Here is a 23,517-nt window from a genome sequence, read left to right on the forward strand (position 1 = left end):
CTTACATGCACTCTGGTTTCTTAGTATAAAATTTTATACTAAGGCACATCATTTTATACCATATATAAAAAATGTGCGTACTTCAATATAATTTAACAAAGTGATAAAATCGATTTATGCTAAATGAAAGGTGGTTGTACTATGAATAGTATAAACGAAAAAATAATAGATGCATTTCAATTCCGTCATGCATGCAAACAATTTGACGCTACAAAAATAGTTTCAGAAGAGGATTTTAATACAATATTGGAAGCAGGTCATCTTTCTCCAAGTTCCTTCGGTTTTGAACCTTGGAAATTCCTTGTAATTCAAGATCAAAAGCTTAGAGAAAAATTATTTCCTGTATCTTGGGGAGCACAAAACAGTTTCAAAGGTGCTAGCCATTTTGTAATTCTTCTTGCACGAAAAAAAGCTGATACAATTTATAATTCTGAATATGTCAATAAAATCATGTCAGAAATACAAAAGCTTCCTAAGGAAGTTGCTGACGGCAAGAGAGCCGCATTTGAAAGCTTCCAAAAAAATGATTTCAACTTACTTGAAAGTGACAGAGCACTCTTTGACTGGGCAAGCAAACAAACTTATATCGCTTTAGGCAATATGCTAACTGCAGCAGCATTTTTGCAAGTTGATTCCTGTCCGATTGAAGGCTTCAACATTGAAAAAGTAGAAGAAATTCTTAAAGAAGAAGGTATTTTAGATGCAGAACATTTTGGAGTTTCTGTAATGGCTAGCTTTGGATATCGTGCAGTAGAACCATATCCAAAGACAAGACAACCTTTAGATGCAGTGGTACAATGGGTTTAATATTTTATATTAAATAAGATTAGATAAGGAAGCAGGCTTTGTTAATGAACAGTGTTGAAAGCATGCTATATTTTAGGGGAACTTCGTTCAAAAGTGCCCCTAATTTAAACTTCAAGAAAATTGTGTCATAATAATAAAATCATCATTACTTTTTGTGTACTGTCTTAATCGTGTCAATAATCAATAAAGTGCTAAAATAAATAACACATATAAGCCCTATTATTGAAAGTATATTAAATAAAAAATCTGTAACGTAGCCATTCATACTTCCAAAAGCCATTTGTAATTGAAGTATTCCATTAATTTGTGTAAGAAAAAAACCTCCTATTATCCCAAATAACAGACTAAATCTTCTATCCAACCGAATTCCCCCTAATATATAATAAGTTGCTATTTATTATACATTATATCCTTACATAATTACACTTTTTTACAGCAGTTAAACACAGATTGCTATTTTAGGTCCTAATTTTAATTTTAGTTTACAAATTAATCAACGATTGAATTAACTTCTAAAATGTTAAATGCAACTTCTGTTCGGTGAACTCCTTTTGGTTTGTATCCAAGTACCTCTGAATATCCAATATAATCTGTAAGCAAATATAGGATAGAAAGCCACATTTCCGTACCCATAAGTCCTGCCCTGTAGCTTGTTTCTAATTCAAAACTAAAGCCTTCTTCATATTGCCAGTTTTTTAGTATCCTTTCTATTTGTAAATAAGCCCACTCTCTGCCCTCTTCATAGCGGTAATTTGTTTGTTTCTTACAAAGCCATAAAGGATGAATAACATCTAAAACATTGCATGCGTTGCCACAATCTTCTCTAAAGTATCTAGTATCCTTTGAATGTTTTAACAGGGTATCAATAGCTTGTCTTGGATATGGAAGAGGAATGCCAAACTGTGCATAGGTTCCTCGAGTTAACCTATAAAAACCATTGACCAACTGCAATAAGTCATCTTTATTTCCAATCCCCCACATTCCATTTTGAGCATTAGCATTTAAGCTTAACCAGCCAAATAGGGTTGTACCAGAATTTTTAGATTGGAAATACTTTTTGTTCATATACAAAGCTGTTCCATAATGATCAATCTCTGCTCCTGCATACCAAATGTCATTTTTCCAGTCATATGAGTAAAGTTTTTCTTCTAATTGTGCCTTATTTTCATTTTCAATATCCTTGAATGGATATTGAATTTTTGTTCCTAGTACTTCTAAAGCATACCCCACCGTTAGGACATTGTAGTCAATTACATTGGATTGCATTTCTTGAATTTGTTTAACTAATAATTCTTCTGGAAGAATATCAGGTACTCCGTCAAACATAGCTGCGATTTCTATTGCATCGCACCAAGGACGAACTTGTTCCTTAGAATCACTTGGAAGATTTACGTATATCTCTCTGCCATTTATATGTTTCTTTCTATTATTAAGCACAGCCTGCCATTGAGTGCGGACTTCATTTCCAAATTTCTGTAGGCGTTTTTTCAGATCAGCTTCATTCATATCTTTCTTTACTTTATTTTCATTCCTTGACCTAATGATCTTAGCAGGATTGCCACCTACAACTGAATATTTAGGAATGTCCTTTGTGACTACAGCTCCAGCACCAATAACAGAGTGACTTCCAATTGTTACTCCATCCAAGATAACTGCGCCAGCACCAATCCAAACATCATCTCCAATAATGATGCCTTTTGACGTTATAGGCTGCTCACAAATAGGTCTATTTAAATCATCAAAGTTATGATTCATTGCAATTATTTTGGCATCTGGGGCAATACGTACAAAATCTCCTAATGCTATTTTGCCCTGAAGATATGCATTCGTATTAAATGAGCATTTTACTCCAGCTGTAAGAGTTATGTTACGAAGCAAACCCCCGGCACAAATCATGCACCCATCTCCTAAATGTAGTTTTTCAACTCCATAAATATTAGCATATGGAGAGACAAAACAATCTCGTCCAAATAAAGCCTTATATTTTCTTTTTAGCTGTTCCTGCCATATAACCTGTTCTTTCTTTTTCTCTTCTCCCAATTCCTCCCATGGCAAATAATCTATTGATTTATCAAAATACTCTTCTGATCTCATTCTTATTTACTCCTTTGATTTATTTCTTTACTTGCTTATACACTACTAGATTGAATTGATTTTACTTAATTAGAAACGTTTCTTAGGATATGGAACTTTCAGAGCCTATGAGCCTACACTTTTCATAATATCTCAAAAATACATATCCAAGTAAAATTACGGAAGAAAGAAACTTCAGTAACTTTTAATAATTGTAAAGTATTTTTCAGTTTATTGAAATGTCAGATTGTATTATAATAATGGTAAAAAGTAAGAAAAGAACGGAAGAAATCTAATATGAATCCAATTTTTGATCAACTATATAATTACATAAACGTAACAGTTAATTCTTGTTGTGATATATCCCATTCAGCCTTTTATCAAGAAAAAAAGACCCATACCGATTATGATATTTGGTATATATTAGACGGTGAAGTCACAGTAACTTTAAATAACAAAGAATATACAGCATCTAAGGATGATGTTATTTTTTTCTATCCCAATGTATGCTACGAAGCTGCAATAATCGAAGACTATTGCGAATTTATATATATACATTTTGACTTTTCCATTGGCAAAAAGTTAAATGCTTTAGACAATTACAACTATTCAGGAATTATAAGAAAACCACTACTAGCTAAAACATCGGAAATTTTTAAAGATACATATTTTCAATACAAAAATTCTGATTATCAAGCAAATTATCTAATCAAATCTTCTTTTAATTTATTGCTTGCAACTATATTAGATTTGGCAGAAAATAGTGAACCTTACCGTACTTTTTTCCCTAATACTATAAAAGAAAACATCACTGATAGATTTGATCTCCAACAAGTTCTACAATATATAGAAGAAAATTTGAATAAAAACATTCGTATTATTGATTTAGCTAATATGATAAATACATCAGAGAAATACTTTATAACCCGTTTCAGAAAAAATGTTGGGGTTCCACCTTTACAATATATAAATGAATTGCGTATGAATCGTGCAAAAAAGCTTTTATATATAGGTTGTTATTCTATAAAACAGATAGCAAGCTTTCTTGGATATCCAGATCCTTATAGCTTTTCAAAAGCCTTTAAAAAGAAATATGGCATAGCTCCAAATAAATTTAAGGAACAATGCCAAGTGTTAAGCTAGCTATCTAATTTATCATTTTTAGTAATAACATATACCTCTTCTCCAATGCAAACCAAGTTGAATTAAGAATATATATTTTCATAAGTATAAAATTATGTAATGCTTAAAACACCATTATTTTTTGATAAGTACAAATAATCCAATACGATAATAATCGTACTGGATCTGTGTTTTGTAATATATCTTTATTTATATAAGTCATAGGGATGTTTTAAAGTATCACTTTTAGTCGTTGCAAATATCTTTCTTAGTCCAGTTCATGCAAAGCAAAGTTAATTATAAGAGATGCTAGATGTTTCCTTTGCCAATGTTGTGGATCAGAAAGTGCAAGTCTTGTGGTTCCTTCTGCAAACATTAGTAGACCAAGCATTAAACGAGAAAGTGCCACTCTTGCTCTTGCATAAGGTGTAAACTGGATCTTTTCTTCAGCAGCAGAATTATAGCCATCTATTAAACCTTTATTATCTTCTAGGTATCCAAGAAAATCTATGGCAAAAAAGTCAGCATAGTAATCACCAAAAAAACATCGTTCAGTATCTATGAGTCCAGCAAAATTAAGGTTTTCATCTATAAACACATTATTGTCAAACAGATCATAATGTATAAGTCTAGGTACCTTTACTTCTTCAAGTGCACCTTCCCATTTTCTTATAAAGCGAAGTATTTGAGAAAGATCCGGCAGCATATTCCCCTGCTTCTCAGCATCTTCTATAAGATTGAATACCATATCATAGTATGCATCTTTCCATGTAGTATGAAGCCCTACTTGAGTATAACCAAATTTGTCATTTTTAATATTATGTATCTGAGCCAGTGCTTGACCAAATTGATATTGCCAATTATACATCTGCTCTTCATTAAGCTCTACGTCACATAGTAACTTTCCTGGAAGCACGGTCATTATAAACCAATGATTTCCTATTATCTCATGACCACTATGTATTATTTCTGGTATCTTTATATCAGTATGCTTTCTAAGCTGTTCATAGGCCCAAATCTCTACCTCCATAATTCCTTTTTCGTAGGTAAGCATGTTTGTCCCTTCACTTGGTCCAATCTTTAGTATATATCTTGTAGTTTTTGTATGAAGCATATAGGCAACATTAAATTCTCCACCAGTCAGCTCCTCTATATTTACTAAATCCTTAATACCAGCCAGTTCAACCATCTGTAGTAAATTTTCTTCACTTATATCTGCCTTAGTTCTTGAATGCATAATAAAATCTCCTCTTTTATATCTGTATTAATTTCAATCGACTTATTTAACTGATCTTTAGAAATATCATTATTAAGGAAAGTCAACCATTCTTTACGTATATTATATCCTAAAACCTACCTTTATTTCACTATATAATAATAGCTTGCTTTTAAATCACTTTTTCCGTTCTTGTCTCAATTATTCTTTAGCATATGACTTTAGATTCAACTAAATATGATGAATCAAAGGGATACTTTTACTGATACAGTATAGACTTTTGTTTTAGCACTTCCATATTTTCTTGCTTTATACCTCAGCTTGTATATTTCTGTCAAAAGAAATACAATATATTTATGGATTTGTCATCCATGAATTGTATAACGAAAAAAATAAACAGCGAAAATTTTAGGAATCTCATACAAAACAGTAGTGAACCTTTGCTCTACTGGATGAATTAAGGGATCTAAAAAGCTAGGGAATACTTAGCTTTTTACATTTGACGCTAAAAAAGCTGCTAATTGTTTATATAAAAGTAGTAAAGTAAAGGACGGTAAAAATAAATGAAACGAATATTCTTAGTTGAAGACGATAAGGCAATCGCTAAAAACCTTATACTTTTGCTCCGCTCAGAGGGATTTACAGTTACTCATGCCCCTACACGGATTGAAGCTCTGGATGTAATTTCGAAAAATAAATTTGATTTAGCTTTGATTGATATTTCTTTGCCAGACGGAAATGGCTTTACGATTTGTACAGAAATTAAAGAAAAACAAGATGTTCCTGTTATCTTTCTCACAGCTTCTGGCGATGAGGCTAGTGTTGTTACTGGGCTTAACATGGGGGCTGATGACTATATAACAAAGCCTTTTCGTCCTCGTGAATTGATTGCGCGAATCGGAACCGCTCTTAGAAAAAGTGGACGCTCTCCAGCTGATTTTAAGATCCACGGGCTTCATGTGGATACATCAAGTGGCATAGTGAAAAAGGACGGCAGTGAAATCTTTCTTTCAGCCTTAGAGTATCGCTTATTGTTGGTATTTATAAATAATCCTAAAAATATTATCACAAGGAGCCGGCTGCTTGATGAATTATGGGACGCTGCTGGCGAGTTTGTCAATGACAATACCTTGACTGTGTATATTAAGCGCTTGAGGGAGAAGATAGAAACTGACCCGACCGCACCTCAGATTATTATTACCGTTCGCGGAACAGGATATAGATTGGGGGACTTATATGCTTCGGAATAAAGAGTTTAGGCAGTTTGCCCTTTTGTTCTCCTTAATAGCCTTAGCTACTGTAACTATAGGATTTATGATCAATACGCCTGCTGGAATACTTGCTACAGCTTCTGCCACTGCCTTTGGTGCCGCATTTTTTGTCTTTACCAATGCTCGATATAAAAGCCTTGCACAGATTTCAGACCAAATTGATCTTGTACTTCATAATGCTGATCATCTGTATATTGCTGAAGCAGAGGAAGGCGAGCTTTCCATTCTGCAAAGTGAAATAACAAAGATGACGCTTCGCATTAGGGAGCAAAACGAAGCACTGAAAAAAGAAAAGGAGCATCTTGCGGAGTCTCTGGCTGATATAGCACACCAACTCCGTACCCCTCTCACATCCGTGAATCTTATTCTTTCTTTGTTAGAAAATAACCCTGAAGAAAATGAAAGAATAACATTATTACGAGAAATAGAGGAATTATTTGTACAGATGGATTGGCTACTTACTTCCCTTTTGAAATTATCACGGCTTGATGCTGGCATTGTGGTGTTTCAAAACAAGCATATAGATGTAAACAATTTGATATGCACAGCCCTTCGCCCGTTCCTAATCCAAATTGAACTTCACAATATTGATTTGCGAATAGATGTACCTAAAGGAATTATTATTGAAGGAGATTTAGGTTGGCTTTCAGAGGCGATTCAAAATATACTAAAGAATTGCATAGAAAGTGTGGGCAATAACGGAAAGATACACATTGTCTGCAATGATACCCCACTGTTCACGGATATATCAATTCACGACAGCGGCGAAGGCTTTGAAAAAGAAGATCTTCCCTTCCTCTTTGACCGATTTTATCGTGGAAAAAACTCAGGTGCTACAGGATATGGGATAGGATTGGCTCTCTGCAAGATGATTATAAAACGTCATGGAGCAACTATTACCGCCAAAAACAAATCACAAGGGGGAGCAATATTTACCATTCGTTTCCCAAAGTGACGAATCTCTCACTTTAAAGTCACTGATATGTAAGTTAAAGGTTCTATTATATGAGTGAGACATAAGAAAGGGGGCTCACATAATGGAGTTCTTAAAAATTGAAAATTTATGCAAGGTTTACGGCAAGGACGGAAACCAAGTTACTGCACTGGACAATGTTTCCCTTACAATCGAAAAGGGTGAATTTACTGCAATTATAGGTTCTTCCGGTTCTGGAAAATCCACATTGCTTCACATCATTGGTGGCGTTGATGTGCCAACAAGTGGAAAGGTGTACTTAGAGGGTCAGGATGTATATGAGCAAAGTAATGAAAAACTCGCCATCTTCCGCAGACGTCAGGTTGGACTAATTTACCAATTCCACAACCTGATTCCTACCTTAAATGTAGTTGAAAACATCACCTTACCTATATTAATGGATAAACGAAAGGTTAATGAAGAGCGACTGAATGGTTTGCTGGAACTGCTTGGATTAAAAGATCGTAAAAATCATTTACCCAATCAGCTCTCTGGTGGTCAACAACAGCGTGTTTCCATAGGACGTGCTTTGATGAATGCCCCAGCGGTAATGCTTGCAGACGAACCAACAGGAAGTTTGGACAGCAAGAATGGACATGAAATTGTCAAACTTCTAAAAGAAAGTAATAAAAAATACAATCAGACGCTAATCATCGTCACACATGATGAAAATATAGCCCTTCAAGCGGACCGCATTATCGGCATATCAGATGGAAAAGTAGTTAGAGACGAGAGGGTGAGACCATGAATATTTTCAACAAAGTTACCCTGCAATCCATGAAAAAGAGTCGAACAAGAACCATTGTAACGGTAATCGGAGTTGTTCTGTCTGCTGCCATGATCACGGCAGTAGCCACCTTTGGAGTTTCTCTACTGAACTATATGATAAATGGAGCCATTGTAAAATACGGTGATTGGCACGTGGAGTTTATGAATGTACCTTCTTCTTTTGTCCAGCAGAAAAGCCAGGACAAGGCAGTTTCAAACACCATAACCTTTGAAAACATAGGCTATGCATCACTTAACGGCGCCCAAAACCCCAACAAACCATATGTTTTTGTAGCTGGCTTTACCAAAGAAGCCTTTGATAAATTGCCTATAACCTTGATTTCAGGCAGATTACCGAAAAACAATGACGAGATCCTTGTACCTGAACATGTCAAGACCAACGGAGGCGTTAAACTTACTATTGGTGACAAGCTTTCACTTGCGGTGGGAAGCCGTATGGAAGTGAACCAAGAACTCAACCAACACGCCCCTTACCTTTCAGGAAAAGAAAATCTTATACCAAAAACCAAAAAGACCTACACTGTTGTGGGTATCTGCCAAAGACCAACCTTTGAGGAAGCTTCTGCCCCTGGATATACCTTAATAACAAAAGCAGATCCCCAAGATAAAATAAACAGCTTCAGCCTATTTGTAAAGCTTAAAAACCCACGTAGTATTCACAGTTACACAAAAACCTCAGCTGGTAATGAATCATTTGTGTTTAATGATAATGTTTTACGTTATATGGGTCTTTCTGATGACAATTTATTTAACACGATTCTGTACTCCATTGGCGGAATTGTACTATCAATAATCATAATAGGTTCGATTTTTCTGATTTATAATGCCTTTACCATATCATTGAATGAACGGACAAGACAGTTTGGAATTCTTTCATCTGTTGGGGCCACTGCAAGACAATTGCAAAATTCTGTAATGTTTGAAGGACTTTGTATTGGTGCAATAGGTATTCCTATAGGTGTTATCTTAGGTATCGTAAGTATTGGACTTGTTATTTCCGTTGTGTCTAAGAATTTTGCTAATATAGCCTACAGTAATGTTGCTCTAACCTTGACGGTATCTATACCTGCAATTATAGTTGCAGTAGTAGTCAGTATGGTCACTATTCTAATTTCAGCCTATATTCCTGCCAGAAAAGCTGCAAGTGCTCCTGTGCTTGAGAGTATTCGACAAACCAATGAGGTCAAAGTTGAAGCGAAAGCTGTGGAAACTTCAAAACTGGCTCAGCGTATTTATGGATTAGAGGGAACTCTTGCTCTAAAGAATTTTAAAAGAAATAAGAAGCGATACCGAAGCATCGTACTATCCCTTACCTTGAGTATAGTGTTGTTTGTATCTACAAGTGCTTTCGGAACAGATCTTAAGGATGTTGCCAAAAAGTCAGTAATGACAAATGACTATGACATATGTTTTTCCACTCAGGACATGTCTGAAAGTGAAATGTTTAGACTTTACGACAAATTTAAGACTGTTGATGGTATTTATCAAAGCTCTTATCAAGCTATTATGACCTATTCCTGTGTTGCTAAGAAAAGTGACTTTTCAGACCTATACAAGAAGTACTATGGTAATGATTTAAACGATGAAACAGTTAACCTGCCAATGGATATTCAATTTATTAAGGACAGCGAATATATGAGTTTCATCAAAAGCTTAGGTCTTCCCATAAAGGAATATACTGGTCAAAATCCAAAAATGATTGCTGTAGCCAAGGCAAAAAAGGTTAATACCAAAAAAGACGGTAATAGTGATCTCATTAATATGTTTTCAAATCGTTCTATGAATTTTAATATCGCTCCAGAAATAAATGACAAATTAAAGATGGAACAGAGTCAAAATATAGACTTTACCCTTGTTGATACAATACCTATTGACATGCTTCCACGAAATCTTACAAAGCCTAAGACCTTCACTTTTATGGTGATTGCTCCTTATGAGCTAAAAGATAGGTTTGAAACTCCCGGTACCCATGTGGATATTAAGGGCTTAACCTTTAGGTCAAAAACACCATCAATATCAGTGGCAAAAATGGAGAAAATTATTCAGAGTTCTGGAATTACCTCGGACTATAACCTATACAATGTATCTAAAATACTTGAACAGAATCGCAGCACAACATTTGTTGTGGATGTGTTCACCTATGTTTTTGTAATTATGATTTCATTGATTGCGGTTGCCAATGTGTTCAACACCATTTCTACCAATATAAAGCTGCGTAGACGCGAACTTTCCATGCTCCGCTCTGTAGGAATGTCTGAACAAGATTTTCAAAAAATGATGAATTTCGAGTGCGCATTTTATGGCATGAGGGCTTTGCTCTTTGGACTTCCACTATCAGCACTTTCCTCTTGGCTTATTTACAGATGGATGGATGGTGGCTCTAACACAGTTAAATTTGTATTTCCGTGGCTCAGCATGGGAATAAGTGTGTTCAGCGTTTTCTTTGTAGTATTCATTACAATGTTGTACGCCATAAGCAAGATAAAAAAGGAAAACATCATCGATGCACTTAGGGATGATATGACTTAATTCAAGCCACACAGTATTACTTTGATAGAAAAAACATATTTTCCACAAGAAAATTCACAACAAAAAACCTATGCTTAAATTTACTTTTAGCATAGTTTTTTTGCATTTAATTCATTATTGCTGAATAATGTGAATTAATGAATTTTTAATTAACCTTTTTAAACTTTGGATAAAACTCATTTATTTTAATTAAAAAAATCATAACTATAATAGGCATAATATAATACTCTATTCTTTTGTTTATATAGATGTGCCAATCTTTGTCATAGGATTTTTATTTATCTATAAAACATATACTCTGCTAATATTTTTAATAAATATAGAAACAATAATTAATGTAACTGCACTTTCAATTTTCTACCTAAGGTATACTTTATAAATACCCTAATATCACAATTAGAGGAATTAAGGTGATGTAATGAAAAAAATACTAATTACCGGCTGCGGTTCTGGCCTTGGACGTGAAGCAGCTTTTGCCTTAGCCAATAGAGGTCATTATGTCTATGCAACTACTCACACTACAGAACAAGCTAATAGAATCAACACTTTAAACAAAAAATATAACCTTCCTCTTGAAGCCTTTAAATTGGATGTTTTACATAGTGATGATAGATTAATGGTAGCTGACCTTGAAATAGATGTTTTAATAAATAATTCAGCCATTGGTAACTCTGGTTCAGTGGCTGAAATAGATATTAATGCGTATAGAGATACTTTTGAAACAAACGTTTTTTGCCCAATTGAATTAACTCAAATCGTATTAAAACAAATGATTGCTAGAAAAAAAGGAAGGATAATTTTTGTATCTTCTTTGGCTGGACTTACACCTATTCCTTTTTTATCTCCTTATTGTGCAACAAAATTTGCTTTAGAAGCCATAGCTCCGTCTTTAAATGAAGAACTTAAAGAACTTAAAAATGTTCATATTCCTGTTATTTTAATAGAACCTGGAAGCTATGCCACTGGATTTAATCAGAAAAACATAGCTAAGCAATTTAACTGGATGAAGATTAATTCTTATTTTAAAGCTAATTTACGCTCATTAGAAAGAAAGCAATATGTGTACTTTAAGCTCACTGAGTCCTCTAACTTCGACTCTATTATAAATAAATACATAAAAGCTGTAGAAGATAAGCATCCAAGAGAAAGATATATATCCCCTTCCAGTCAAGGAGCTTTTATAAAAGTTAAAAATATATTTATGAGAAGATAATTACAGATTATTTGAAGTTGCTCAAAAAAAAGTTCACTGAAAAAGGTAACTTCAGCGAACTTTTTTGCTGTCCAAATTATGATTTAAGTATTATCATAATTCACATTACTTAAGTTTTCCAACAACTGTTAGATCTTTTAACACTGACTCTCCATGAGGAGACTTGCTGAGCTCCGCTGACAAATCTGTTCCAGCCTTTTGTCCATGGTGTTTACCATTTTTCCACTCTGGCACATCTGTAACATCATAAACTAAACCTTTGTAAGCTACATATGCTTTGTTTCCATTAATCCCATTATATTTTGATAATTCGTCTAAAGTATAGCTCTTTAATTTACTAGTATCAACCGAATCAGAAACCTGATGGTTATTTTCCTTTTCAGATGCTACATTTAATGCATTAGGAATGATCAAATGAACTGCAATCCCAAGAATAAGAAGAACGGCAATAATTCGATGTGCAATAAACCAGGCCCCTTTCCTTGGCTTTTTCTTAATGTTTGCATAAACACCAAGTGAGACCTGTATAATCAGCATAATCGCAGCAATAGCTCCAGTAACATTCATTCCAAACCTAGAAAACTGAGCAGCGAAATGTGCCAGTAACAAGATAACTGTAGCAAAGCCAAAATATTTGTGATTACGTACAAATACAGTCATCAATACCTTCATAAGTTTCTTCCCAACTGGATAACTAGAAATCTCCTTACTAAAGCGCTTATTAATAATCTTCACACAATAGTTCAATATAGTACCTGCAAAAGCCAACACAAGAAGCCATCCAAATAGTCCTCCTAATTTTCCAAACATAGGTAACCTCCTAACACTTTTTTATAAACTCTTATTAATATTACCAATAATTGTATTATACAATCATTTCATATTACTTCCAATAAGTTTATTTTTATTAGGAAAGTAGCCATCTACAGGAAGCTTGCATTTACACAATTGCTTTTGAGTATCCTTTACTATATACTGCTTAATCTCTCAAGCCACTTCAATATGCAACCACACTTAAAGAAATCTAAGAGTGCTCCATCACAAAAGCGCTCAGCTCTGACAGCCCCCATAATAAGTGCAAGCACACACTGTGCATTCAAAGTTGAAACGTCAACCTTCTTCATATCATCCATATCCCATTCAAGTCCATTAGCTTTAAGAATATCTCCATATCGGTTAAGCTCCATATCTTTATTACTTTCTTCAAAATTGTAGACATCCTTTATAAAGTTATTAACCATTTCGGAATACCCTACAAAAGGCATATGTATAGGATGCTCCAGCGTTCCATCGTTTTCTTTATCAATAACCCATTCACCAAAGCTATCCCACTGGATCATGGGTATGTATTTTGTTAAAATATCAAATTTATTCATCCTTATCCTCCTAAGTATCTGTGTAGCTTTTATTTTATATGCTTATTTAATGCTTCAACAAATGCTCTGTATGCAAAAATCTTCAATTTTTTCTGCCTTTCCTTTCGGGATGGTTCATTTATTCTCCTAAATAACCATTCTAAATTTAACCTTTTCCAAACTTCTGGTGTTCTTTTAACTTTTCCTGTGATTACATCAAGGCTTCCTCCTACACCAAAAACCACTTTAGATTTAAGCTGATTCTTGTTTTTATATATCCACTTATCTGCAAGTGGTGAACCTAATGCAACTATAAGGATATCAGGCTCTACACTTTTTATATCTTCAACAATTTTAAGTTCTTCTTCTTTATTAAAATAACCATGATGTCTACCTACAATTTTAACATTAGGATAATTCTTCATAACATATTCTGAGGTTTTTCTGTTTACTTCTTCATCTGAACCCAGAAAATAAAATGACCACCCCTTTGAATTTCCCACTTTAAGAGATTCTAAAAGCAAATCATAACCTGTAACACGCTCTGGTACTGGATTACGCTTTAACCTTGACGCTAAAACAATGCCAATCCCATCAGGTGTTATTAAATCTGCTTCAAGTGATATTTTTTTCAGCTCAGGGTCTTCCTGGATCTCTATAGCAATTTCTGGATTCACAGTAATAATATGAAATAGCTTATCTCTATATTTTTGTATAGTATTATCTATTAAATTGATTGTTTCATTTAGATTTAATTTTGTGAAGGATATGCCTAAAATATCAACATAATTATTCATGCTCGTTCCCCCTTGCCTTGTAGCAATCAATAAGATTATACATGTTCTCTACTATATTCCTAGGATTGTTTTATATCCTTTTTAAAGCTCTCTCATGGTAAAGTTATTAACTTGTCATCTATGTTAATGAAATCATAACCTCAAGTTTTCCTGTTTTATCAATTCTTTCATAAATACTTATCCTATACACCTCAGTTTTTGTTCCACTGTGATTATTGTAAGTACATTCTTCTATTGTGCATTGCAAATTTCTTTGGAAAAATAATTCTGCTTTAAAATTATCGGTTTGAATTATTACCTTTCCTGGTTCTACTAGCTTAGGCTTTATCCTTGTAATAAATACTTCTTGTATTTCATTATCTACTGTATTAAATTCAAATTCATCTTTAATATTAAGTTGCAATTTTTCATGATTCCATATAAACTTTCTTTCAAAATTAATAAGTTCCTCACAGGAGTATGCTTTATTCAAGACTAAATCAAAATAAGTTTTGGAAGCTTCATTTTCACATCTAATAACTTCAGCATTATATTCTTTTCCATAGGATTGACACTTATTGTTTATTATCGGCACAGAATGTCCAAAAGAAGCTGCTGCAATAAAGTTATATCTAGTATCATTGGAAAAATACTCCTTCACATATTCTGGTGAACCAATATCAATAAAAATCCCCTGTCCTTTATAATTTAAAATAAAATTTCCCAAATCATTGTGATTGTGAGGTTCATCATTGTGTCCTCCCTTCGCAGCAAAGGCTACAAAGTTTTTATCTTGATTTTCTCTTCTATCCACAAGCCATTGTGATTCTGAAAAATAATAAGTTCCAAGTTTTTCATTATAATTTTCATTATTTAGGTTCGTGCTCCAAAATATCTTTCTTATCATAGCTGGCCATCGAAATGTATGATCGTAATAAATATTATAACTATCCTTATAGTTGTAGCCGCTTATTCCCAGTATCTCTTCAAGCTTTGAAAATAAGCCACAGTCACCAGACCACTTTTCATTGCCAGCATCAGAAAAGTTTACAAAATATGTTGATGGAAACTGAAGTATTTGTGGCAATTCCGCTATCTTTTTAATCTTGTCATTAGTAGTAAGCAGTGATATTTTTCCAGCTGTTCTTTCTTTAAGTAGCTCAGCAAAGTATACATAAAAACTGAAGCCATAGCTCCAGTAAGCTAATCCTTCTGTTATTAACCCATCCTTATCGAAGGCATCAACAAATGCTTCCATACAGTTTATCACTCTTTTTATTATCATACTAAGCTCATCAATATCTTGTACAAGATAAAGGGCTGCTGATCCTATAGACCCACCACAGACCGATGACCAGTTCATATGTGCACTTTCCCACCAGTACTCATTGACCTTAAATACATTAATAACTCTTTTAAATATTTCATTTTTTAGTCTTTGAGCCAAAAACGCGTCAATATTTTCACCTATAATAGATAAAATTTCTGCAAAAAAGAAGGCACTCTCTGCGGCAAATAAAGCTATAGATTTATCTGGTCCAACTTTATCATCTCTAATACTCTCTGCCGTCATGCTGAAATGTGCTGGCAATTCCCAACTGTATAAATCACACCATTGCCATAATCTTTCTTCAATAAGCGGCAAATAATTTTCATCTTTTTCTGTAATATATGCTATTACCAATGAAAACAACTGTTTTCTTTTTTTGAAATAAGCATTCTCAAACTTTATTCGATTTCCTGTCCTTTCAAATTCCATATACATACTAAAACTTATATCAACAGAACCTTCATTTGATATTTCACTACAGTATTCCATTACCTGCTTAAGCATTCCACTAACGTAAATGTTTTCTTTTAACTTCCCTATTAACTTTTCATCTTTAGCTTCAGGAAACAAGATATATCCATTCTTTGTTCCATAAAGCAAGGCTTCCTTAATTTCATCTATATTAATCATTTTTAACTCCTACTTCGTTTTTTATAATTTTACCATAATTATTTAAAATAATATATTATTTTACTACCATTTAATCTTTTGTTAAAACTCTCACTGTCATTATCAATTCGGATATTAATTCTCTAATTAACATAAATTTAGACGTGAAAGTAGCCAGAAACCTTTATTTAATTTAGCTGTCCATAAAGCGTAAAGAAACAATGCATGATCCAGTATAGGATTTTCTTAAGTAATGTCTTATTCTCCTATGCTAATAACAGGAAAATGTATATCAACCTCTAACTCATCGTCCTTCTCGCAAAGGTGAGAATAAAATATTTCAAAGGATGGGAATATGTCCACTTAATAAATCTTTTGATATTTAATCTTCAATCCATAGTTCTATGGAACATAAAATACCTGAATTAGAACTCGCTATTAATGGTTATATTACACTAAAGATTATCAAAAGCCACTTTGAAGATTTAAAGCACCGCAAAACGGATCTAGAAGCTATAATAACCAAACTTGCTAAGCCTTATATGGAGGAAGTTGACCTCATTTTAACCGCACCATCTTTTAAAAATACCTTTACAGCAATTACAATAATATCTGAAATCGGTGTAAATATGGATGTATTTCCCACTGCAAAGTGCCTATGCTCTTGGACTCAACTAACTCCAGCAAACAATGAAAGTGCTGGTAAAAAGAAATTTCTTCATCAATTGACCAACCGTGCTGACCACTTATATATTTTGACTTTTAAAAATTAGGTTCATTGTTTACTTTATGTAATTTAACTCCACTATTGACATTTTTAATAAAAAGTAGCATCATAAAATAGTTAACATGTTGTCTATTTTTTTAATAAAGGAGCTGATAAAAATTAATCAATACTATATACAACAAATTTTTGCTACAATTTTTTATTTATCAAATAAGATTCAAGTCCAAGGTGATAAATTAGATGAAAGAATAACAGTAAGGCAATGGATGGTGCTTCTAACAATTTTGCATCTACCTGAAGATCAAGCTTCTTATAGCCAAATAGCAGATAAAATGGGCTGCACAAAACAAAATGTAAAACACATTATTGGAAGCTTAGAAAAAAAGAATTATGTTTTCTTAGAAAAAAATGAAAAAGATAAGCGTGCTATGAATATTAGAATAACTGAAGACTGTAAAGAAATTATGGAACAGTACTACGAAAAGGGCAATCATTTCCTCGATAATATATTTAGCTGTTTTAGTGAAAATGATTTAAAAATCCTTTGGGAACAACTTAGAAAAATAGCCAATTACGACGGAAGTAATTGGACCGGTTATGAAGAAAAAGTTCCTATTGGTGAAATAGAAGGAGATAATATTAATGACAAATAATTGTGAGATAAGTATCATTCCAGATATATCAAGAGCTGATGAGCCTGTTGATGTGATTATAAAGGGGCTTGCTAAAAATACTAAGGTAACAATTCGTCTTTTTAGCAAAGATTATTATTGTATTAATACCTCAATATTTGAAGTGGCAGATGATGCAGTTTGGGAGTCATATGCAGTTTTTGAGACAGATGAGGAAGGAAAAATAGACTTAGAAAAGTCAAAACCTATTGAAGGGACCTATAGGAACATTGATAAAATGGGACTTTTCTATTCCATGACAGTGAAAGAAAATCATAAGCCAATAGTGCCTTCAAAATTATCTGATATTAGTGAAAACAGAAGTTATAATGTTACCTTTCAGGTAGAACTTAATGGAGAGATTATTGCTTCCAGGGTTCATAAAAGATTTTTTTGTGATGAAACAATAATAAGTGAAGATGTAGAAGATGAAAAATTTATGGGAAGATATTTTACTTCAAAGGATAGTATTCCTAAGAAAACAGTAATTGTTGTAAGTGGCAGTGACGGAAGAATTGAAAAAGCTCAAGCAATAGCTGAACTTTTTGCAATACGTGGCTACTCTGCTTTGGCTGTATGCTACTTTGGTCTTGATGGCGTCAAAGAAAACCTAAGCTGCATCGAACTTGAAGGTATTGAAAATGCAATAGAATGGCTAAAAAAGCAATCTACTGTGGATAAAAATAAAATTGCTATTTATGGAAGATCTAAAGGCGGAGAAATGGTACTTCAAGCTGCTTCAATGTTCAAAGATATTAGTTGTGTAATAGCAAATACTCCTAGTTGCTATGTATATGAGGGTATGAAAACTAATAGTTTTCCTTCTAAACATTCTTCCTGGATGTATAAAGGTAAAGAATTACCTTATATAAAATTTAAGTTTTCCACTTTTCTTAATACAGGAATTAGAATGTTACTAGGTAAAAAAGACGCCATATCTTGGATGTATAAAAAACTACTTGAAGATGTTATTAATTCAGAAGCTGCAATTCCACTTGAAAAGATAAATGGACCTATCCTACTAGCTTCTTCTTCTAAAGATGCAATATGGCCTTCAAAAACCCATTGTGACACAGCTGTAGAATTACTAAAAAATGCAAGTTTCAAATACGAAGTCAAGCATATCACCTATGAACATTCAGGGCATATGCTAACAATAGCCTATCAATCAATATATCCATCAGATAAATATCCAGAAGATGTAGATAGTTGGGGTAAAGCTAATGCCAACTGCTGGAAGGAAACGGTGGATTTTTTGGACAAGTGGTCATAATTAATCTTCTTTCTCCTTTTACCCAACTGATTAAAATGTGAAATCTTTTGTATCTATTTCCTATGTGTTGAGTGGATTTGTGGGATTATTATGTTTCTGACAATAAAACTTTTTTTCATTATACTTTATGGAAAACTTAGCTTTAATATAGGATTACTACCAATAAAAAATTGGCTAAAGTCAATTCCTTTAGCTAATTTTTGATTCTATATGCCTTTTTCATCTACATAGGTAAGATTTGTCCAACTATTTTTTATTTTTGTTAAAGTCCCTTTATCACTATTATCTGGTTTTTATAGCAAAGTAAAGATATCTCCAAGTATAGATTATTAAAAAACAACATCATCTTTACTCATAACATATAATTTTCCTGTATATTTCATTGTTTTTTATAACCGCTTTGTCTGGCCCTGCTTTATTACATTTATATGGGTATATTCCTTTTTCACAATATTGAAGTGATGTGTTATTCTACTATGCTACTAACCGGAAAATGAATATCAACTTCTAACTCATCATCCTTCTCGCCAAGGTTAGAATAAAATATTTCAAAGGAGGGGAACATATCCATTTCATAATTGTTTGCTTTTAAATCATACATAAAAACTTGATTTAGACTCTTTTGATAATCTTCCATGTTACCAATATGCTTGTAAAATATATAATCATGTTCTGGCAGAGTAAAACTTATCATATTCTCAGGAATATTTTCAAGGCTTGATACTTGTACTGCAAAAACAAAAGAAAATATGGATTCAGGAACTATGTTTTTTCCTAAGGAATCTATGCCTGAAAATTGATATACTTTATCAGCATTGACTACATTAGGTATCTCAGCTATCATATTAATAAATTCTCTAATACACTTAGGAAAGTCTTTCTTATTAATGTATTTTGTAAGGTGAATTCCAACAAAATTCATAGTTTCCTTATGAACTATAGTTAAAGGCATAGCTGGTTCAGCACTTAAAAATTCTTCTTCAAACTTCCTTTGAAGTTCTTCCTCACGGATTAATTGAGCTTCTTTTCTTTTTTTATATTTTGAGCTTAAGATGGATAAGCTCTCATCCACAGCTTCTAAGGTCTTTCCAATAATCTCAATGTTTCCCTCTGGCATAATATAGGAACATAATCTTTCAAAATGTTTTTGCTCCTCCTCGGACATATCAAAAATCATCATATCCATAAAATTAATACCTTTATAATCAGAAGAAAGCTTATCATTTTTAAGATTTTCTGTTATTCTGCTCTCTATCGTCTGCCACTGTTCCTCATCAGTGTCGATACTTGCTTTCAGTTCCTCAGGAATCACTAGATTTGGAGCATTATCCAAAGCTTTGACTAAATCCAACCAGGCTGATTCCTTTTCTTTGCTGTCTAAAGGTTCTGTTAGGAATATACTGAAGAAAAAGGATAGTACTTTGCCATAAAATCCTGGAAAGATTCTCTCTATCTCAGCAATCATAAAGCCTTCACGTTCTTTTTGACTCATCTCAAGAGCTTTACTCAATATATTCATTTGATCTGTAATTTTTTTAAGGTCAGTTTTATCTTCATTCAAGCTATTAACACAAGAGGACAAAACAGTTTCACACTTTTTCATATCATCAATTTGTTTAGCGAGCTTTGCAGTGTATTCCACCATAACCTTCATAAGTGCTTCAGGACTTTTTAAGGCAGCTTTAATTTCTTTGACTGAAAGCCCGAAACGTCTTAAAGTTGCTATTTGCATTAATAACTCCACATCTTTCTTAGAGTAATCTCTATAGCTGTTTTCCTGTGATACTGATGGCTTAATTAATCCGTTTTCTTCATAATAATTAATAGCTTTTTTGGTAAGTCCTGTTACAGACATAACTTCACTTATTTTCATATAAACCTCTTTTCAGATTACTATCTAAGTTCAATTTTACTAAATAAATAGTCACTTAAAAATATTATTATCATAATAATCACAATAGAAATTATAGCAAACATTAATAATGACAACATTACATTTTTCAAATATATTGCAATTATTGCCGCTGTAGCTGCTGCAGGTGCAACCATAATATAAGCTACTAAAGCCGAAATCATCGAATTCTTTCCATTGTCATTTGGAGGAGTAATCAAAACAGTAATTACAACACTAAAATAGCATATAACTATTGAAGCAACTGCAATAAGCCATAAAAGCAATACTTGTAAAACCGAGGTTTTAGTAAATAACATAAGAGGAAGCAGCATCAGGGTATCAGTTTTAACACTATTTACTATCTGCTTAGTATGTAGTGCTAAAAGTTTCTCAGCAGCACTTCCTGGCAAGAGAAATAGGTACTGTTTCTTAAGCTCATATTTAAGAGGAGATGATATTTGTGCTGATGTAACAGCTCCTTGTAAAAATATCAATATGAATATTGGATAAAAACTGTTAAATTCCTTTGTCCTTAATACATAGCACAGAGCCACTGATGCAATTAAAGCAATTACGTATCCAAACACACTGCCTTTTTTAGCTGTTCTCTTGTTTATTATAGAACTCTTCCAAATAAAGGCCCATGGTCCTGTAAGTTCTTTTGTATTAAAAACTTCAACAGGCTTATTTTTCTTTGTATCTTCTAGGCTATCCACTATATCATAAATGTTAGTTGAAGGTGTATTTTCGATTTTTTCATGATAGTTTACAGACTCACCAGCTTCTTCATAATATTCATCGGCAAAGTAGATTGCACATAGCAACATTGCCGCTGTAACAATAACTAATCCAATGGCTTGCATTATAGGCGCCTTATTAGGTATAAAAGGAGCTATTAGTAAATCCCTTAGCCAGCCTGCAATAGGAATGTCCGAAAAGAATCTTCCATTTAAGGTGTTTACTAAAGTATCTAGTATATTTTTGCTGCCTGCAACGCTATAAAGTAGGCAGACGATTATTACACCTGTAAAACCATATACACAGTATTTAATAAGCTTACCTAAGTTAAATCTATTAGACAGCGTGTAGGTAAGAAATATTAAAGCATTTCGCAGTAAAGGAAATATTAATACTGCTATGATAACATATATCAGCTTAGATATATGAATATCAGATACCTTTGATATAGCCATAGCCATAACTACAATTAACAAAACTGAACTAACTAAGCCTTTTATGCATTTTCTTATTATGGTAAAGCCATAAATTGTTTTTGGGCTTATTGGTGATGGAAACAAATAATTCACATCAGCAGAAGTAAACTGCGAAGGATCATATTTTGTCACAGAATTTTTGATTGTCAGTATTAATAATAAAAGTAATATTGCCATTGCTATAGCAGCTAACAAATTGGGCTTTATCATTGCTTTCAGTATATTTGCTGCGCCTCCACCCTTTCTTGTGTATATTAAAAGGAGGATTATAAAAGGGAAAAGAAAGGAGCCTATAGTTTTCATTGCAGTGTATGGATGCTTTAAAGCTTCGATAAAATTATTCTTATATTGAACTGTCTCCATATATGCTAAAGTAATTAAATCTCTAATTGAACTATCTTTCATCTTCAGTCACCCCTAAGAATATATCTTCAAGAGAAGTATCCTTAGAAACTTTCATTTTATTTCTAAGTTCTTCTATGCTCCCTTCAGCAAGCACTTTTCCTTTTTTCATAACAATAATCCTATCACATAAATTTTCAGCCGTATCTAGCATATGAGTACTTATTAGAAGGGTTTTACCTTCATCTTTTAAGGTTCTAAATGCATCCTTTAATTCTCTTACAGCCTTTGGATCAAGCCCTATAAGAGGCTCATCTATAAAGAAAATCTCTGGATTATGAATTAAGGCACAGCATATAGAAAGCTTCTGTTTCATTCCCTTTGAAAGATTTTTACCAAGCTCGTCTTTCTTATCCAATATATCGAATTTAGCTAATATTTTTTCTCCTCTATCACTCCAGTTACTGATTTTATATACAAGAGCCATAAACTTTAGATGCTCCCATACTGTAAGCATTGGATATATGTCAGGTGTTTCAGGAATATAAGCTAATTTATTTTTTACTTCCTTAGACTTGTTGTCTGATCCATTTATAACAATAGCTCCACTATTTTTTCTAAGCAGCCCTAAAATACACTTAATAGTTGTAGTTTTACCAGCCCCATTAGGTCCAGTTAGAGCAACAATCTCTCCTTTATTTAGAGAAAAGCTTATGCCATCAACGGCATTAGTTTTTTTATAGCATTTTTTTAAATTGGTTACTTGTAATATTTTTTCTTCCATCATTAACATCTCCTACTGTATTGGTTGATAAAATTCTAACGCGGTCCCTTGGGGAACAGTCAATAGGAGAATTTTAAATTTCTTAAGGATTTTTCTTTTTAATGTAAAAGTTAAGTTGACCTGTTGTAAAATGAAACTGACACAAAGGTGTACTTTACTCATCCATATTCAACTTTTGTAAAATGTACTAATGAGGGTCATAACGGTCTGATACATCGTTTTATTCCAAAGGGTAGCCGTATTTCAAACTATACTACTAGTGATATTGCTTTCATAGAAGAGTGGATGAATACTATTCCTAGGAGAATACTTGACTTTCAAACTCCTGAAGATTTATTTGAGGCTCAACTAGATGAAATTTATGCAACCTAAGTAAATACAAGTTTTTAGCTCATAAATAGAAATTAGTTCAATTTATTATTGCAATTTGTCTAAATAAAAAGTGCTATAACTCTGAATGGATAATCACCCTATAGTTATAACAATCGTATTGTTGTATTTTACAAAATTTATTTTTACTAATTTAATTAAAAATTCTGCCGATTCCTA

General features: G+C 33.0%; 20 protein-coding genes and 1 pseudogene. 11 read left to right on the plus strand and 10 right to left on the minus strand.

What is annotated here, in order from left to right; genetic code table 11:
* The first annotated feature begins 141 nt into the window (after positions 1-141).
* On the plus strand, positions 142-807 hold the full coding sequence (locus GXK57_RS07930; RefSeq protein ID WP_160674053.1) for an NAD(P)H-dependent oxidoreductase: 666 nt from the start codon (positions 142-144) through the stop codon (positions 805-807).
* A 145-nt stretch (positions 808-952) separates the two neighbouring features.
* Here the strand turns inward: GXK57_RS07930 and GXK57_RS07935 are convergent, their stop codons facing one another.
* Together GXK57_RS07935 and GXK57_RS07940 are read right to left on the minus strand one after the other, a co-directional pair.
* Positions 953-1,168: a hypothetical protein gene (locus GXK57_RS07935; RefSeq protein ID WP_160674055.1), complete on the minus strand. Its 216-nt coding sequence runs from the start codon at positions 1,166-1,168 to the stop codon at positions 953-955.
* 128 nt (positions 1,169-1,296) lie between these two features.
* The gene (locus GXK57_RS07940) at positions 1,297-2,901 is read right to left on the minus strand and encodes an acyltransferase (RefSeq protein ID WP_160674058.1); all 1,605 of its coding nucleotides are present in this window, start codon (positions 2,899-2,901) and stop codon (positions 1,297-1,299) included.
* Between the two features lie 276 nt (positions 2,902-3,177).
* Between GXK57_RS07940 and GXK57_RS07945 the strand changes: the two genes are divergently transcribed.
* The gene (locus GXK57_RS07945; RefSeq protein WP_160674061.1) at positions 3,178-4,023 is read left to right on the plus strand and encodes a helix-turn-helix domain-containing protein; all 846 of its coding nucleotides are present in this window, start codon (positions 3,178-3,180) and stop codon (positions 4,021-4,023) included.
* 247 nt (positions 4,024-4,270) lie between these two features.
* Here GXK57_RS07945 and GXK57_RS07950 read toward each other — a convergent pair whose 3' ends face one another.
* A complete protein-coding gene (locus GXK57_RS07950; RefSeq protein ID WP_160674064.1) occupies positions 4,271-5,239 on the minus strand; it encodes an aminoglycoside phosphotransferase family protein in 969 nt (322 codons plus the stop codon).
* A gap of 542 nt (positions 5,240-5,781) precedes the next feature.
* Between GXK57_RS07950 and GXK57_RS07955 the strand changes: the two genes are divergently transcribed.
* The 5 genes from GXK57_RS07955 to GXK57_RS07975 all read left to right on the plus strand — a co-directional run bounded on the left by GXK57_RS07955 (position 5,782) and on the right by GXK57_RS07975 (position 11,993).
* A complete protein-coding gene (locus tag GXK57_RS07955) occupies positions 5,782-6,468 on the plus strand; it encodes a response regulator transcription factor (RefSeq protein WP_160674067.1) in 687 nt (228 codons plus the stop codon).
* Positions 6,455-7,444 (plus strand): HAMP domain-containing sensor histidine kinase, encoded by a 990-nt coding sequence (locus GXK57_RS07960; protein ID WP_160674070.1) that lies wholly within the window; start codon positions 6,455-6,457, stop codon positions 7,442-7,444. Before GXK57_RS07955 ends, GXK57_RS07960 begins: the two co-directional genes overlap by 14 nt.
* Positions 7,445-7,526: 82 nt before the next feature.
* Positions 7,527-8,210, plus strand: coding sequence for an ABC transporter ATP-binding protein (locus GXK57_RS07965; RefSeq protein WP_160674073.1), 684 nt, complete (start codon positions 7,527-7,529; stop codon positions 8,208-8,210).
* Positions 8,207-10,780 (plus strand): FtsX-like permease family protein, encoded by a 2,574-nt coding sequence (locus GXK57_RS07970; protein WP_160674076.1) that lies wholly within the window; start codon positions 8,207-8,209, stop codon positions 10,778-10,780. The genes GXK57_RS07965 and GXK57_RS07970 overlap by 4 nt, the downstream gene beginning before the upstream one ends.
* Before the next feature lie 418 nt (positions 10,781-11,198).
* Positions 11,199-11,993 (plus strand): SDR family NAD(P)-dependent oxidoreductase, encoded by a 795-nt coding sequence (locus tag GXK57_RS07975; protein WP_160674079.1) that lies wholly within the window; start codon positions 11,199-11,201, stop codon positions 11,991-11,993.
* Positions 11,994-12,098: 105 nt separating this feature from the next.
* On the opposite strand, the gene GXK57_RS26525 is transcribed toward GXK57_RS07975, so the two are convergent.
* The 4 genes from GXK57_RS26525 to GXK57_RS07995 all read right to left on the minus strand — a co-directional run bounded on the left by GXK57_RS26525 (position 12,099) and on the right by GXK57_RS07995 (position 16,084).
* Entirely contained in the window at positions 12,099-12,803 is a 705-nt protein-coding gene (locus tag GXK57_RS26525; protein WP_243156385.1) for a cytochrome b5 domain-containing protein, read from the minus strand.
* Positions 12,804-12,961: 158 nt separating this feature from the next.
* Positions 12,962-13,369, minus strand: coding sequence for a DUF6508 domain-containing protein (locus GXK57_RS07985; protein WP_160674082.1), 408 nt, complete (start codon positions 13,367-13,369; stop codon positions 12,962-12,964).
* Positions 13,370-13,398: 29 nt separating this feature from the next.
* Positions 13,399-14,145 carry a WecB/TagA/CpsF family glycosyltransferase gene (locus tag GXK57_RS07990; RefSeq protein WP_160674085.1) on the minus strand — a complete coding sequence of 249 codons (747 nt, stop codon included), beginning with the start codon at positions 14,143-14,145 and terminating at the stop codon, positions 13,399-13,401.
* 118 nt (positions 14,146-14,263) lie between these two features.
* The gene (locus tag GXK57_RS07995) at positions 14,264-16,084 is read right to left on the minus strand and encodes a heparinase II/III family protein (protein WP_160674088.1); all 1,821 of its coding nucleotides are present in this window, start codon (positions 16,082-16,084) and stop codon (positions 14,264-14,266) included.
* Positions 16,085-16,467: 383 nt separating this feature from the next.
* Here GXK57_RS07995 and GXK57_RS08000 point away from each other — a divergent pair, with 383 nt between their 5' ends.
* From GXK57_RS08000 to GXK57_RS08010, 3 genes are all read left to right on the plus strand, one after another.
* On the plus strand, positions 16,468-16,836 hold the full coding sequence (locus tag GXK57_RS08000; protein WP_243156386.1) for a transposase: 369 nt from the start codon (positions 16,468-16,470) through the stop codon (positions 16,834-16,836).
* Between the two features lie 76 nt (positions 16,837-16,912).
* Positions 16,913-17,443 (plus strand): MarR family transcriptional regulator, encoded by a 531-nt coding sequence (locus GXK57_RS08005; protein WP_279285486.1) that lies wholly within the window; start codon positions 16,913-16,915, stop codon positions 17,441-17,443.
* Entirely contained in the window at positions 17,433-18,734 is a 1,302-nt protein-coding gene (locus tag GXK57_RS08010; protein WP_160674091.1) for an acyl-CoA thioesterase/BAAT N-terminal domain-containing protein, read from the plus strand. Before GXK57_RS08005 ends, GXK57_RS08010 begins: the two co-directional genes overlap by 11 nt.
* 466 nt (positions 18,735-19,200) lie before the next feature.
* On the opposite strand, the gene GXK57_RS08015 is transcribed toward GXK57_RS08010, so the two are convergent.
* From GXK57_RS08015 to GXK57_RS08025, 3 genes are read right to left on the minus strand one after another with little or no spacing between them, the layout of a single operon-like run.
* Positions 19,201-20,607, minus strand: coding sequence for a GyrI-like domain-containing protein (locus GXK57_RS08015; RefSeq protein WP_160674094.1), 1,407 nt, complete (start codon positions 20,605-20,607; stop codon positions 19,201-19,203).
* 20 nt (positions 20,608-20,627) lie between these two features.
* On the minus strand, positions 20,628-22,247 hold the full coding sequence (locus GXK57_RS08020) for a putative ABC exporter domain-containing protein (protein ID WP_160674097.1): 1,620 nt from the start codon (positions 22,245-22,247) through the stop codon (positions 20,628-20,630).
* Complete coding sequence (locus GXK57_RS08025; protein WP_243156388.1) at positions 22,237-22,971, minus strand: ABC transporter ATP-binding protein; 735 nt, start codon at positions 22,969-22,971, stop codon at positions 22,237-22,239. The genes GXK57_RS08020 and GXK57_RS08025 overlap by 11 nt, the downstream gene beginning before the upstream one ends.
* Before the next feature lie 129 nt (positions 22,972-23,100).
* Here GXK57_RS08025 and GXK57_RS26530 point away from each other — a divergent pair.
* Positions 23,101-23,340, plus strand: a pseudogene (locus GXK57_RS26530) (IS30 family transposase); the annotation flags it as partial.
* Positions 23,341-23,517 lie beyond the last annotated feature (177 nt).

It is taken from the genome of Clostridium sp. C8-1-8 (assembly GCF_009928445.1).
Taxonomy (GTDB): domain Bacteria; phylum Bacillota; class Clostridia; order Clostridiales; family Clostridiaceae; genus Clostridium_AR.

What these genes read in the sequence shown, in the direction of transcription:
- GXK57_RS07995 (WP_160674088.1), bottom strand. Translation starts at nt 16,084, where the DNA reads ATGATTAATATAGATGAAATTAAGGAAGCCTTGCTTTATGGAACAAAG.
- GXK57_RS07940 (WP_160674058.1), bottom strand. Translation starts at nt 2,901, where the DNA reads ATGAGATCAGAAGAGTATTTTGATAAATCAATAGATTATTTGCCATGG.
- GXK57_RS26525 (WP_243156385.1), bottom strand. Translation starts at nt 12,803, where the DNA reads ATGTTTGGAAAATTAGGAGGACTATTTGGATGGCTTCTTGTGTTGGCT.
- GXK57_RS07975 (WP_160674079.1), top strand. Translation starts at nt 11,199, where the DNA reads ATGAAAAAAATACTAATTACCGGCTGCGGTTCTGGCCTTGGACGTGAA.
- GXK57_RS08015 (WP_160674094.1), bottom strand. Translation starts at nt 20,607, where the DNA reads ATGAAAATAAGTGAAGTTATGTCTGTAACAGGACTTACCAAAAAAGCT.
- GXK57_RS07955 (WP_160674067.1), top strand. Translation starts at nt 5,782, where the DNA reads ATGAAACGAATATTCTTAGTTGAAGACGATAAGGCAATCGCTAAAAAC.
- GXK57_RS07960 (WP_160674070.1), top strand. Translation starts at nt 6,455, where the DNA reads ATGCTTCGGAATAAAGAGTTTAGGCAGTTTGCCCTTTTGTTCTCCTTA.
- GXK57_RS08020 (WP_160674097.1), bottom strand. Translation starts at nt 22,247, where the DNA reads ATGAAAGATAGTTCAATTAGAGATTTAATTACTTTAGCATATATGGAG.
- GXK57_RS07950 (WP_160674064.1), bottom strand. Translation starts at nt 5,239, where the DNA reads ATGCATTCAAGAACTAAGGCAGATATAAGTGAAGAAAATTTACTACAG.
- GXK57_RS07990 (WP_160674085.1), bottom strand. Translation starts at nt 14,145, where the DNA reads ATGAATAATTATGTTGATATTTTAGGCATATCCTTCACAAAATTAAAT.
- GXK57_RS08025 (WP_243156388.1), bottom strand. Translation starts at nt 22,971, where the DNA reads ATGATGGAAGAAAAAATATTACAAGTAACCAATTTAAAAAAATGCTAT.
- GXK57_RS07985 (WP_160674082.1), bottom strand. Translation starts at nt 13,369, where the DNA reads ATGAATAAATTTGATATTTTAACAAAATACATACCCATGATCCAGTGG.
- GXK57_RS07970 (WP_160674076.1), top strand. Translation starts at nt 8,207, where the DNA reads ATGAATATTTTCAACAAAGTTACCCTGCAATCCATGAAAAAGAGTCGA.
- GXK57_RS07930 (WP_160674053.1), top strand. Translation starts at nt 142, where the DNA reads ATGAATAGTATAAACGAAAAAATAATAGATGCATTTCAATTCCGTCAT.
- GXK57_RS07965 (WP_160674073.1), top strand. Translation starts at nt 7,527, where the DNA reads ATGGAGTTCTTAAAAATTGAAAATTTATGCAAGGTTTACGGCAAGGAC.
- GXK57_RS08005 (WP_279285486.1), top strand. Translation starts at nt 16,913, where the DNA reads ATGTTGTCTATTTTTTTAATAAAGGAGCTGATAAAAATTAATCAATAC.
- GXK57_RS07945 (WP_160674061.1), top strand. Translation starts at nt 3,178, where the DNA reads ATGAATCCAATTTTTGATCAACTATATAATTACATAAACGTAACAGTT.
- GXK57_RS08000 (WP_243156386.1), top strand. Translation starts at nt 16,468, where the DNA reads ATGGAACATAAAATACCTGAATTAGAACTCGCTATTAATGGTTATATT.
- GXK57_RS08010 (WP_160674091.1), top strand. Translation starts at nt 17,433, where the DNA reads ATGACAAATAATTGTGAGATAAGTATCATTCCAGATATATCAAGAGCT.